11 protein-coding genes are annotated in these 12525 nt (G+C 61.0%); 3 read left to right on the top strand and 8 right to left on the bottom strand.

Features of this window, described 5'->3' with window-relative positions:
- Positions 1 to 101 precede the first annotated feature (101 nt).
- The gene (locus ABDB87_RS10900) at positions 102 to 722 is read right to left on the bottom strand and encodes an RlmE family RNA methyltransferase (RefSeq protein WP_345926859.1); all 621 of its coding nucleotides are present in this window, start codon (positions 720 to 722) and stop codon (positions 102 to 104) included.
- Positions 723 to 827: 105 nt separating this feature from the next.
- On the opposite strand from ABDB87_RS10900, the gene ABDB87_RS10895 reads away from it, so the two are divergent.
- Entirely contained in the window at positions 828 to 1229 is a 402-nt protein-coding gene (locus ABDB87_RS10895; protein ID WP_385917822.1) for a YhbY family RNA-binding protein, read from the top strand.
- Between the two features lie 41 nt (positions 1230 to 1270).
- On the opposite strand, the gene ABDB87_RS10890 is transcribed toward ABDB87_RS10895, so the two are convergent.
- From ABDB87_RS10890 to ABDB87_RS10865, 6 genes are all read right to left on the bottom strand, one after another.
- Positions 1271 to 1681: a DUF4149 domain-containing protein gene (locus ABDB87_RS10890; RefSeq protein ID WP_345926856.1), complete on the bottom strand. Its 411-nt coding sequence runs from the start codon at positions 1679 to 1681 to the stop codon at positions 1271 to 1273.
- Positions 1682 to 1728: 47 nt separating this feature from the next.
- A complete protein-coding gene (greA, locus tag ABDB87_RS10885; RefSeq protein WP_345926854.1) occupies positions 1729 to 2205 on the bottom strand; it encodes a transcription elongation factor GreA in 477 nt (158 codons plus the stop codon).
- A gap of 6 nt (positions 2206 to 2211) precedes the next feature.
- Positions 2212 to 5421 (bottom strand): carbamoyl-phosphate synthase large subunit, encoded by a 3210-nt coding sequence (carB, locus tag ABDB87_RS10880; RefSeq protein WP_345926852.1) that lies wholly within the window; start codon positions 5419 to 5421, stop codon positions 2212 to 2214.
- Positions 5422 to 5482: 61 nt separating this feature from the next.
- Positions 5483 to 6631, bottom strand: coding sequence for a glutamine-hydrolyzing carbamoyl-phosphate synthase small subunit (carA, locus tag ABDB87_RS10875; RefSeq protein WP_345926850.1), 1149 nt, complete (start codon positions 6629 to 6631; stop codon positions 5483 to 5485).
- A 182-nt stretch (positions 6632 to 6813) separates the two neighbouring features.
- Positions 6814 to 9417, bottom strand: coding sequence for a response regulator (locus tag ABDB87_RS10870; protein WP_345926849.1), 2604 nt, complete (start codon positions 9415 to 9417; stop codon positions 6814 to 6816).
- A 91-nt stretch (positions 9418 to 9508) separates the two neighbouring features.
- Positions 9509 to 10723: an acetylornithine/succinyldiaminopimelate transaminase gene (locus ABDB87_RS10865; protein WP_345926847.1), complete on the bottom strand. Its 1215-nt coding sequence runs from the start codon at positions 10721 to 10723 to the stop codon at positions 9509 to 9511.
- 235 nt (positions 10724 to 10958) lie between these two features.
- On the opposite strand from ABDB87_RS10865, the gene folE reads away from it, so the two are divergent.
- Positions 10959 to 11666: a GTP cyclohydrolase I gene (gene folE / locus ABDB87_RS10860; RefSeq protein ID WP_345926845.1), complete on the top strand. Its 708-nt coding sequence runs from the start codon at positions 10959 to 10961 to the stop codon at positions 11664 to 11666.
- A gap of 15 nt (positions 11667 to 11681) precedes the next feature.
- Positions 11682 to 12110 carry a BLUF domain-containing protein gene (locus ABDB87_RS10855; protein ID WP_345926844.1) on the top strand — a complete coding sequence of 143 codons (429 nt, stop codon included), beginning with the start codon at positions 11682 to 11684 and terminating at the stop codon, positions 12108 to 12110.
- Between the two features lie 48 nt (positions 12111 to 12158).
- Here ABDB87_RS10855 and fliE read toward each other — a convergent pair whose 3' ends face one another.
- A complete protein-coding gene (gene fliE / locus ABDB87_RS10850) occupies positions 12159 to 12476 on the bottom strand; it encodes a flagellar hook-basal body complex protein FliE (protein ID WP_345926841.1) in 318 nt (105 codons plus the stop codon).
- Positions 12477 to 12525 lie beyond the last annotated feature (49 nt).

Below are 12525 nucleotides of genomic sequence, written 5' to 3'. Positions count from 1 at the left end.
CTCCCGATAAGTCCCGATGAAGGAAGGGACTGACAAAACTCTTGACTCATTCTATGTAGGAACGTTCCCGCCGGCAAACAATCCATGCAATAGCGGGCACGTCAGGCCTTTCTGTCAAGCCCGAGGAGGTAGACCTCGGCACTGCGGTCACGAGAGGCCTCGGGCTTGCGCGAAACGACACTGCGAAAGGTCTTCTGCATTTCAGCACGAAACTCCATGAAGCCGGCCCCCTGAAACACTTTGATAAGCATGTTGCCGCCCGGCCGCAAATGGGATCTCGAAAACTCGAGCGCCAACTCCGCCAGATACATCATTCGACCGTCATCGCTGACCGCATTACCCGACATGTTGGGGGCCATATCCGATAACACAAGGTCCACGGCCCTCCCCGCAAGCATTTTTTCAAACTCCGCGAGCACCGAGTCTTCCCGGAAGTCGCCTTGCAGGAAACATACGTCGGGCACGGGCTCCATAGGCAGGATATCCAGAGCAAACGCTTGTCCACCGGGTTTGACGAGTGGCGCCGCAATCTGCGACCAAGAACCGGGGGCAGAACCCAGGTCGACAACGACCATGCCGGGTCGGATCAGGCGGTCTTTCCTATCGATTTCAATCAGCTTGAAAGCGGCGCGAGCGCGGTATCCGGCAACCTTCGCCTTCTGCACCCAGGGGTCATTTACGTGTTCCTGCATCCAGGACTTGCTGGTCTTGCTGGGCTTCATGGCACTACAATTCAACTTTAGTGAGGATTAATCAAACACATGCAAGATCTTAGCCCTGCGAAACGTCGCGAACTCCGCGCACAAGCCCATCACCTTGATCCTGTCGTGAGTATCGCCGGCAACGGCCTGACGAGCAATGTGCTGAAGGAAATCGAGCTGGCACTGAAGGCTCACGAACTGATCAAGATCCGAGTTTATGGGGACGACCGGGACGCCCGCATCGCCTACCTTCAGGAAATCTGTTCGCAGCTCTCTTGTCATTCGGTGCAGAGCATCGGGAAGCTGCTGGTGGTCTACCGGCTGAATCCGGACTTGCACAAACCTCAGGCCAAGCAGGAAAGCCCGGCAGGTGCGCGCCGAAAAACTGCAGACAAAGCGGGCTTCGACCTGCGGCCTGGGCGCCCGACCACAAGCAACGCCCCCCGCAAATCGCTGGCCGGAGCGCCTGAGCCGCGCTATCGCAAACCCTCTGCCGGTGCTGGTCGCACCCGCAAGAGTGCGCGCTGAGCTCGCAGTCTTTGCAAAAGGCCGGCACATGCCGGCCTTTTTCATTTCCGGATCAGTTGCGTGACAAGTGCCACGCCGAGCACGCTTTCGATCAGCCAGAGCACGCTCGCAATGCCGTGCCAGGTTGCAAAACGGCTGCGCACGACGCTCTGAACGACATCTCGGGCGATATCTATCCGCAATCTTTCAACGATCGGGCTGATGCCGAAATGCCCTGCCAGCACGAGCAGCCACATGACCAGCACAAGCCAGAAGGCAGGCTGGCGCAGCGCTTTGCCTCCCTCCCGGAACAGCATGTAGATCATCAGATACACGCCACATACGATGCCCAGCCAGGCCACGATCGCAAACTGATGTCCGGCAAGCGTCCCTGCAAGCGTCCTGTCTCCCGCGTATTCGAAGAGAACCGGGGCCGAGATGTATCCGATGGCCCAAAGCGCGCCGACCCACACGGTGACAGCTAGCGCATACAAAGACTCGGCTAGTCTCGACATGCTGATCAGATGTAGCGAACGTCGATGATCTCGTATTCGCGAACGCCGCCGGGCGCCTGCACCTCGGCCACGTCGCCCGCCGATTTTCCGATCAATGCACGGGCGATCGGAGAACTGACAGAGATCTTGCCTGATTTCAGGTCAGCTTCGTCCTCGCCCACGATCTGGTAGACGACACGCTTGTTGGTTTCGAGATCTTCCAAGTCCACGGTCGCTCCGAACACGCAGCGGCCATCGGCATCCAGCAGTGCCGGATCAATGATCTGGGCGGTGGAGAGCTTGCTTTCCACCTCGGCAATGCGTCCTTCGACAAAGCCCTGGCGTTCCTTGGCTGCGTCGTATTCGGCATTTTCCGACAAGTCTCCGTGCGATCGGGCCTCAGCAATGGCCGCGATCACGTTCGGACGCTCGACAGTCTTGAGATGGTGCAGCTCGGCGCGCAGCAGCTCTGCGCCATTAACGGTCAATGGAGTCTTGATCATTTTTCTTCAGTTCAGCTTGGCGTGCAGTTCCTGCAACGCATAGGGTTCAAGATCGTTGAGGTGACGAATGCCCATGCAGGCAGCTCTTGCCCCTTCGATGGTTGTGAAGATGGAAACCTTTGCTGCGAGCGCACTGGTTCGGATCGAACGCGAATCCAGCACAGCCTGGCGCTTCTCATCAACGGTATTGATCACGAGCGTGACTTCGTTGTTCTTGATCATATCCACGATGTGAGGACGCCCCTCGGTCACCTTGTTGACCGGCGTCACCGACGTTACGCCTGCGTTATGCAGATAGCCTGCAGTTCCCTTTGTCGCCACGACCTTGAAACCAAGTTCCAGCAGTTCCCGTGCCACTTCAACCGCCTTCGGCCGGTCGCTTTGCTTGACACTCAGGAACGCGGTTCCAGAGGACGGCAAGCGGGCCCCTGCAGCCAGCTGGCTCTTGACGAAGGCTTCGGCAAAGGTTTTGCCGACCCCCATCACTTCGCCGGTCGACTTCATTTCCGGTCCGAGAATCGTGTCAACGCCCGGGAACTTGTTGAACGGGAAGACGGCTTCCTTCACAGAGAAGTACGGCGGCACAACCTCGTGCGTGACGCCTTGCGAAGCCAGAGACTGGCCTGCCATGCAGCGTGCTGCAATCTTGGCCAGCGGCAGCGAGCACGCCTTGGACACGAAGGGAACCGTACGGGATGCACGGGGGTTCACTTCGAGCACATAAACGGTGCCGCCCTGGATCGCGAACTGCACATTCATCAGGCCTACGACGTTCAGGGCCCGCGCCATCATTTCGGTCTGGCGACGCAGCTCATCCTGCAGTTCGGCAGAAAGCGTATAGGGCGGCAGCGAACAAGCGGAGTCCCCCGAGTGAACGCCGGCCTGCTCGATGTGCTGCATGATGCCGCCGATGATGACCTGCTGGCCATCAGACATCGCGTCGACGTCCACCTCGGTAGCGTCGTTCAGGAAGCGATCGAGCAGCACCGGTGAATCGTTGGAGACCTTGATGGCTTCGCGCATGTAGCGCTCGAGATCCTTCTGCTCATGCACGATTTCCATCGCGCGGCCACCCAGCACATAACTCGGGCGCACCACCAGCGGATAGCCGATTTCGGCGGCCAGACGGATCGCGTCAGCCTCGTTGCGGGCAGTGCGGTTGGGCGGCTGCTTGAGCCCCAGATCCTGCAGCAGCTTCTGGAAGCGCTCGCGGTCTTCCGCCGCATCGATCATATCGGGACTCGTGCCGATGATGGGCACGCCATTGGCTTCAAGATCGCGTGCGCGTTTGAGCGGCGTCTGACCACCAAACTGCACGATCACGCCAACCGGCTTCTCGACCGCCACGATTTCAAGGATGTCTTCCAGGGTCAGCGGTTCGAAATACAGACGGTCAGATGTGTCGTAGTCCGTCGAGACGGTTTCCGGATTGCAGTTGACCATGATGGTTTCATAGCCATCCTCACGCATTGCCAACGCTGCGTGAACGCAGCAATAGTCGAACTCGATGCCCTGCCCGATCCGGTTCGGGCCGCCGCCCAGCACCATGATCTTTTTCTTGTCCGAAGGCTGCGATTCACACTCTTCGTCATAGCAGGAATACATGTAGGCGGTGTTCGAGGCGAATTCCGCCGCGCAGGTGTCGACGCGCTTGTAGACCGGACGCACGCCGAGACCATGGCGATGCAGGCGCACAGCCGTTTCATCCGTGCCCAAGAGACGCGAGATGCGGCGATCCGAGAAACCCTTGCGCTTGAGCGCACGCAGGGCCGAAGCATCCAGGCTCTTGAGCGACCGGCCTGAAAGGCTCTTTTCACTGAGGATGATGTCCTCGATCTGGGCCAGGAACCACGGATCAATCCTGGTCAGCTGATGGACCTGCTCCTGCGAGTAGCCCTCGCGGAAGGCCTGACCGACATACCAGATCCGCTCTGCACCGGGGTTCGCCAGTTCGTGCTCGAGTTCTTCACGATCACATTCGACTTCATCCAGCCCATACACACCCACTTCAAGGCCGCGCAGCGCTTTCTGGAACGACTCCTGGAAGGTGCGGCCCATGGCCATGACTTCCCCTACCGACTTCATCTGGGTGGTCAGACGATCCGGCGCCTGAGGGAATTTCTCGAAGGCAAAACGCGGAATCTTGGTGACGATGTAGTCGATCGAAGGCTCGAAGGAGGCGGGCGTCGCGCCGCCGGTAATGTCGTTCTTGAGCTCGTCCAGCGTGAAGCCGACCGCCAGCTTGGCAGCGACCTTCGCGATCGGGAAGCCGGTGGCCTTGGAAGCCAGGGCCGACGACCGTGACACGCGCGGATTCATCTCGATGACGATCAGGCGCCCATCCTTCGGATTCACGGCGAACTGCACGTTCGAACCACCGGTATCGACGCCGATCTCGCGCAGCACGGCGACCGATGCATTCCGCATGATCTGGTATTCCTTGTCTGTCAGCGTCTGCGCCGGTGCGATCGTGATCGAGTCGCCGGTGTGTACGCCCATCGGATCGAGGTTTTCGATCGAGCAGACGATGATGCAGTTGTCGTGCCGGTCACGCACGACTTCCATCTCGAATTCCTTCCAGCCCAGCAGGGACTCTTCGATCAGCAACTCGCGGGTCGGCGAAAGATCGAGGCCGCGGGTGCAGATCTCGACAAATTCCTCGACGTTGTAGGCAATGCCGCCGCCCGTACCGCCCATGGTGAATGAGGGGCGGATAATCGCGGGAAAGCCGACCTTGGCCTGCACGGCCATGGCTTCTTCCATCGAATGTGCGATACCTGACCGTGCGGACTCCAGTCCGATCTTGGTCATCGCGTCCTTGAACTTCAGGCGGTCTTCCGCCTTGTCGATGGCCTCCGGCGTCGCGCCGATGAGTTCCACCTTGTACTTGTCCAGCACGCCGTTGCGCCACAGATCCAGCGCCGCGTTCAGCGCCGTCTGGCCGCCCATTGTAGGCAGCACGGCGTCCGGGCGCTCCTTCTCGATAATGCGCTCGAGAACCTGCCAAGTGATCGGCTCGATATAGGTCACATCTGCCATGTTCGGATCGGTCATGATCGTGGCCGGGTTCGAATTGACCAGAATGACCTTGTAGCCTTCATCGCGAAGGGCCTTGCAGGCTTGGGCGCCGGAATAATCGAACTCGCAGGCCTGACCGATGATGATCGGGCCGGCACCGATGATGAGGATGGATTGGATGTCTGTCCGCTTTGGCATGTCTACACCTGAAATTCGTTGCGTTCGGAGCGTGGCATCCGCCTCGCTCGCCGGAAATGCGTTACTGCTTGGCGCTGGCGGCCATCATGTCGACGAAACGGTCGAACAGATAGGCCACGTCATGCGGTCCCGGACTGGCTTCCGGGTGCCCCTGGAAGCACAGGGCAGGACGATCCGTCCACATCAGCCCCTGGAGGCTGCCGTCAAACAGGGAAACATGCGACGGACGCACGTTTGCCGGCAGGGTTTTCTCATCCACTGCAAAGCCATGGTTCTGGCTGGTAATCAGCACGCGGCCGGAATCGAGATCCTTGACCGGATGGTTTGCACCATGGTGGCCGAACTTCATTTTCAGCGTCTTGGCGCCTGCAGCGAGGCCCATGATCTGGTGGCCCAGACAGATACCGAAGGTCGGCAAGCGACGATCCAGGAACTCGCGCGTCGCCGCGATCGCATAATCGCAGGGCTCTGGGTCACCAGGGCCGTTGGACAGGAACACTCCGTCCGGATTGAGGGCCAACACTTCGGAAGCCGGCGTCTGCGCCGGGACCACGGTCAGCCTGCAGCCGCGCTCGGCCAGCATGTGCAGGATGTTGCGCTTGACGCCGAAGTCATAGGCCACCACGTGAAAGCGCGCATTTTCCTGCTCCACGTAGCCCTTGCCCAGTTTCCATTCGCCGGAAGTCCAGGAATAGGCCTTGTCGGTCGTGACAACCCTGGCCAGATCCATGCCGGCCAGTCCGGGAAAGGCACGCGCTTCGGCGACGGCTGCCTCGGCATTGAGGTCCTTCTGGCTCACGGCAGTCATCAGGCAGCCGGCCTGGGCACCCTTTTCGCGCAGGATGCGGGTGAGCTTGCGGGTATCGATGCCGGCGATCCCGACCACATTCTCGGCCTTCATGTACGCGTCCAGCGTCTGCTCGGAACGGAAGTTCGACACCAGCAAGGGCAGGTCGCGGATCACCAAGCCTGCCGCATAAATACGGCCCGCCTCGCAGTCTTCGCGGTTGATGCCGACGTTACCGATATGCGGGTGGGTCAGGGTGACGATCTGACGGGTGTAGGAAGGATCGGTGAGGATTTCCTGGTAGCCGGTGATGGCGGTGTTGAACACCACCTCGCCAACGCTTTTTCCTACGGCTCCGACACCCTGTCCATGGAACACGGTGCCATCGGCGAGCGCAAGAAGGGCGTAAAGGGTTTCCGTCACGATCAATACTCCTGGATTCCTGTGAAATCGGACCCTCGCTCCGGCTCCTGCGCACGGTGACGCGGGGCTGCCAGTCGATGGGTCCGACGTGAAAAAAGGGACCGTCTTTCCAGACGAATCCCTCTTGAAGATTGGCGGGATTTTAGCCCGAACGCCGCTTTTGCCGCAAGTTTGATGAGGCTTCAGGAGGTCACTTCAGCCTTTGCCGCCTGCAGGCTGCGTACGACACGCGCCAGTTCGGACCGGAATTCCGGAAGCGCGCCGAAGGCGGCTGCAGCGTCTCCCCGCCGTCCGGCCGCCTCGACCCGCTGGGCAATGGCAGCAGCCTCCGTCGCGCCAAACAACCCGACCGACGACTTGAGGGAGTGCGCCACCACCCCCAGGGCTCTCGCATCCTGGTCACGGCTCGCCTCCTCCATTTTCTGGAGGCTCTTCGGATACTCGGCCAGGAAAATATCGATCAGCCCCTGCAATGAAGCTTCGTCGCCATCAAGCAGCGCGCGAGCCTGGCTGAGATCAATCACATCCGAAACCGCCGCGCTGACGGCGCCCCCCTGCCCGCCCGCAGCGATCTCCTGAACGAACTCCTCACCGGCGGATTCGTCGAGCCGGCTCATGACCCGTTCGATGGCACCAAAGAGATCCTGCGGCTGGATGGGCTTGGAAACATAGTCGTCCATCCCGGCCTCCAGACAGCGCTCCCGGTCGCCCTGCATCACGTGGGCCGTCATCGCGATGATCGGCGTGATCTCCCAGCGGCCGGACATCGCCCAACTGCGGCGAGCCTCGCGCGCCCGGATTGCCCGGGTCGCCTCAAGGCCGCCAAGGACCGGCATCTGCACGTCCATGAGGATCAGATCGAAACGGCGTTTTTCGAACCACTCGATCGCTTCCTGCCCGTTGTTGGCGGCAATGACCTCGTAAGACGCGCGCTGAAGCAGTTTGGTGGCAACCGCCTGATTGACCAGGTTGTCCTCCACGAGCAGGACGGAGCGACTCTTGAGCGGCCCGCTGGCGGCCTTGAGCAGGTTCTCGTCGATACTGAACTCGTCGAGTTCGATCTCGGTGCTGGCAGATTCGGAAGACAGCGAAAGCCGGACGGCCTCCAGCAAGTCGGTCGGCGAAACCGGTTTGATGATGTTGGCCCGCACGCCGAACTGGCGACAGCGCGCCACATCGTTGCGCTGCGTATCCGAACGCAGCAGCATGATGATCCGTTCGCAACTCGCCCCTTCCGCGTGAAAATATGCCGGCAAGGCAAACCCGCCCGGCTCCGGCATGCCTGCATCGACGATCATGATGTCGAAGGGCATGCCGCTGCGGGATGCCTGCTTGAGAAGCGCCTCGGCCTCCTGCCCGGTCCGTGCGACATCCACCGAAAAACCCCAGCGTTTGAGGGTCGCCGAGAGTTCGCGGGCCACAGCACGGCTGTCTTCAACGATCAGCGCACTCATGCGGGCAAATTTCGGGTCAATCTGTTCGTCGCTGACCGATGCGCGGACCGCCTCCACTTCTACCGAAAAGGAGAAGGTACTGCCCTTGCCGACTTCACTGCGCAGCCACATCCGGCCACGCATGAGTTCCACAAGCCGCCGGCATATCGCGAGCCCCAGCCCCGTGCCGCCGTAGCGCCGCGTCGTGGAGGTATCTGCCTGAGAAAACGCGCCGAACACTTCCGCCTGCTTGTCTGCCGGAATGCCGATGCCGGTGTCACAGACATCGAACTGCAACGTCACGCGCGAGCCGTTGCGCTGCATGACGCGGACAGCGACCTCGACCTCGCCCCGTTCGGTGAACTTGATCGCATTGCCCAGCAGATTCATGAGCACCTGCCGCAAGCGGTTCGGGTCACCCCGCAAGACCTGTGGCGCGTCCGGCGCAATGCCGAAGACGAGTTCGAGCCCCTTTTGATGTCCTCGCAGCGCAAGCGCCTTGAAGGTATCAGAGAGCACGGCAGGCAGAGAAAAATCGATGTTCTCGATCGCCATCTTCCCGGCCTCGATCTTCGAGAAATCGAGCACGTCGTTGATGATGGCCAGCAGTGACTCGGCCGAGTTCTTGACCGTCTGCAAATAGCCGCGCTGTTCGGCGTCGAGCTGGGTATCGAGGGCGAGTTCGGTCATGCCGATGATGCCGTTCATGGGAGTGCGGATTTCGTGGCTCATATTGGCCAGAAAATCGCCCTTGGCGCGACTGGCCGACTCCGCGGCTTCCTTGGCGCGCAGCAGTTCGAGCTCGAAGCCCTTGCGCTCGGTCACGTTGCGGTGCAGGCCCACCATGCGTACGGCTCGCCCCGTGCCGTCACGCGACACGACCCGTCCGTGGCTGGAAATCCAGCTCCAGTCACCGTTTCTTGCCCGGAAGCGGTATTCCGCCTCGAATTCGTCGATGCCACCCAGCAGGTGAAACTCGAAGCGCTCCTGCACCATGGGCAGGTCATCCGGATGGATGGCCGACTCCCAGTCCGCACGACTGTTGCCGAGCTCTTCCGGCTCATAGCCAAGCCCGCGCTTCCAGAGTTCGCTCAGGAAGAACACGCCGTTGCGGAAATCCCAGTCCCAGAGCCCGTCATTGTGGTTATCGAGCGCCAGCGAGAGTCTGTCTTTCTCGCGCAACTGCTGATCCATCAGGCGAACCAGGCGCCAGATCACCTTGGCGGGTTCGCGCTCCGGGTCCTCGAAGCCTCCGTGCAGGCCAGCCAGCGTGGCGAGTGATCTCAGGGCATCGCGCAGACTGCTGATATCGGGCGCACTGCGGGGAGTGTTAGGGTCGTTGTTATCCGGCATTTGCGCAGCGTCTCACGGACAGGGACGCCGGGCAGACACGCTGCCCGGCCATGCATGGCGGGACACGCCATCCCGCCACTCTTTCTGCAGATCAGCGCGCACTCAACTGCGCGCAGGTCTTCTCGAGGCGATCAAGCCCTTCGTCCAGTTCCTCATCACTGATGACCAGCGAAGTCGCGATCCGGATGACATTGGGGCCGGCCACGATGTGAAGCACCCCGTTGTGGGCAGATGCCGTCATGAAGGCAGATGCTTTGCCCTGCATGCTCCCGGCAAGCTCGCAGCCCAGCCAGAGTCCGGACTCCCTCACCTCGGAAAAGAGGCCGTACTGCTGCCCCATGGCACGCAGGCGACGGGCCGCGTGGGCCGCCTTGCGCCGCACGCCTTCCAGGACCTCGGGCGAGCGGATAACGTCGAACACGGCCTCAGCGACCGCACAGGCCAGCGGATTGCCGCCGAAAGTACTGCCATGAACGCCGGGCGTGAAGTGTTCGTCGGCGATCGCCGCCGTCGTCAGCATGGCGCCGATCGGAAAACCGCCACCGATACCTTTGGCGGTAGTCATGATGTCCGGAACGACACCCGTATTCATGTAGGCATACAGCGCGCCGGTACGACCGTTGCCGGACTGGACCTCGTCAAAGATCAGGGCGGCGTCATGCTCAGTCGCCAGCTCACGCAGCAAACGCAGGAAAGCAGGATCCACAGGCACCACACCGCTCTCGCCCACGATGGGTTCAACGATGATGGCGCAGGTGTTGCGCCCCACCGCACGCCGGACCGCGGCTTCGTCATGCAGATCCACATGGATGATGCCGGCCGGGTTCGGCCCCATGCCGGAAGAGTATTTGGCCTGTCCGCCCACGGACACGGTGAAGAACGTCCGGCCGTGGAAGCTGCCATTGAAAGCGATGATGTCGATCTTTTCCGGACCGTATTTGTTCACCGCCCGCTTGCGGGCGAGTTTCAACGCGGCCTCGTTGGCCTCGGCCCCGGAATTGCAGAAGAACACCCGCTCGGCAAACGTCGCGTCGCAAAGCTTCTTCGCCAGGCGCAGCGCAGGCTCGTTGGTGTAGTAGTTCGACACATGCCAGAGCTTGCCGGCCTGCTCGGTCAAGGCCTTCACCTGAGCCGGGTGCGCATGTCCCAACGCCGTCACGGCCACACCAGCACCGAAGTCGATGTAGTCACGGCCTTGCTGATCCCACAGTCGCGAAGCTTCGCCTCGCACGGGAATCATGTCCAGCGGGGCGAATACGGGGACCATGTAGCGATCGAAATCGGCGCGTTGCACTGCATCAGACACTTCAGTTCCTTTCGTGGAAGACAAGAGGCACAGCCACCCTGCGGCTGTGCGGGTCATTCTAAGGCCAAAGTCGCAAGCTCGTACTGCCAGGCCCGGCCGACCGCCCGAGCGCGCGGATTGCCGGCTCTCCGCGGCCCCCGGTGCTTTGCGCTACTCTCGCCATCACGGCATGCATCGCGGGTCTCGCCCGAATCGGCTAAGCTGCGTCTGATCCCGCAGAAGAGAAAGCAGAAAAATGCCCGACAACAACCTGCCCCCATCCCTTGAACTCCCGGTCTCTGACCGCATCCGCCAGCGCATCCGCGCCGCCCAGCAGCGCTTTCATGCCAACGACAATATCTCGGCCTTCATTGAGCCGGGAGAACTCGATGAGCTGCTCACCGAAGTCGAAGGCAAGCTCAAGGGCGTTCTGGAAAGCCTTGTGATCGACACCACGAGCGACCACAACACGCAAGACACCGCGCGCCGTGTGGCCAAGATGTACCTGAACGAGGTTTTCCGCGGTCGCTACGTTCCGCAGCCGCCCGTCACCGAGTTTCCCAACGCCGAGAGGCTCAACGAACTGATGATCGTCGGCCCGATCACGGTCCGCAGTGCATGCTCCCACCACCTGTGTCCCATCATGGGCAAGCTGTGGATCGGGCTGATGCCCAACGAGCACTCGAACCTGATCGGGCTTTCCAAATACGCCCGTCTTGCCGAGTGGATCATGAGCCGCCCCCAGATCCAGGAAGAAGCCATCACCCAGGTCGCCAACCTGCTCATGGACAAGGTCAGCCCGGATGGGTTGTCCGTCGTCATGGAAGCGGATCACTTCTGCATGCACTGGCGCGGCGTGAAAGACAGTCAGACCAAGATGATCAACAGCGTGATGCGCGGCTCCTTCCTGAAGGACGCATCGTTGCGCCGCGAGTTTCTCTCGCTGATCAAGCTCAACCCCTGAGGGAGCCCACACACCATGCTCGTCCGCCTGCTCTATGCAAGTCGTGCCTCCAGCACGCTCACGCCCGAACTCATTGAAGGCATCCTGGCGCAATCGCGTCAGCACAATCCGGCCAACGGCATCACCGGCATCCTCTGCTACAGCGGGGACATCTTCATGCAGGTGCTTGAAGGCGGGCGGGATGCCGTCTGCGAGCTCTACAACCATATCGCCCGTGACGACCGGCACAGCAACGTGCGCCTGCTCTCCTACGAGGAAATCCAGGAACGCCGCTTCGCGAGCTGGACCATGGGCCAGGTCAATCTGGCCAAGGTCAATCCCTCCCTGCTGCTCAAGCATTCGGAAAAACCCACGCTGGATCCCTTCGTCGGCAGCGGCGCCGCCTCCATGGCGCTGCTCGACGAACTGATTGCGACCGCCTCCGTGCTCGGCAAGGCCTGCTGAAAAAACAAAGGCCGGCGAAAGCCGGCCTTTGTTTGCAGGCGGGGCGCCTCAGACCTGCATGTTCATCATGTCCTGATAGGCAGAGACCAGCTTGTTGCGAACCTGCACCATCTGCTGGAAGGAGAGATTGGCCTTCTGGAGATTGACCATCACATCCTGCAGGTTCACCTCGGAATTCCCAGAAGAGAAATCCTGAGCCATCTGCTGGGCAGACTGCTGCGCCTGGCTCACCTCGGCCATCGCGTTCTGCAACGCCGAGGAGAAATCCGCGCCGCCGGCAGCAGATGCAGCCGTGCTCTTGCCTGCGGCCACATCGGTCGCGGCTCGCATCTGGCCAAGCATCTGTTCAATTGCGCGTGTATCCATGGTGGGCTCCGTAGCTTTATGAAGCTGCTAGCAGATTCCGTGCCTGAGA

The sequence above is a fragment of the Uliginosibacterium paludis genome, assembly GCF_039631355.1.
Taxonomy (GTDB): domain Bacteria; phylum Pseudomonadota; class Gammaproteobacteria; order Burkholderiales; family Rhodocyclaceae; genus Uliginosibacterium; species Uliginosibacterium paludis.
This window is presented reverse-complemented; position numbering and strand designations above follow the sequence as displayed.

Coding starts and splice junctions, on each gene's coding strand:
- ABDB87_RS10900 (WP_345926859.1), bottom strand. CDS start 722: ATGAAGCCCAGCAAGACCAGCAAGTCCTGGATGCAGGAACACGTAAAT.
- greA (WP_345926854.1), bottom strand. CDS start 2,205: ATGATCAAGACTCCATTGACCGTTAATGGCGCAGAGCTGCTGCGCGCC.
- carB (WP_345926852.1), bottom strand. CDS start 5,421: ATGCCAAAGCGGACAGACATCCAATCCATCCTCATCATCGGTGCCGGC.
- ABDB87_RS10870 (WP_345926849.1), bottom strand. CDS start 9,417: ATGCCGGATAACAACGACCCTAACACTCCCCGCAGTGCGCCCGATATC.
- folE (WP_345926845.1), top strand. CDS start 10,959: ATGCCCGACAACAACCTGCCCCCATCCCTTGAACTCCCGGTCTCTGAC.
- ABDB87_RS10855 (WP_345926844.1), top strand. CDS start 11,682: ATGCTCGTCCGCCTGCTCTATGCAAGTCGTGCCTCCAGCACGCTCACG.
- fliE (WP_345926841.1), bottom strand. CDS start 12,476: ATGGATACACGCGCAATTGAACAGATGCTTGGCCAGATGCGAGCCGCG.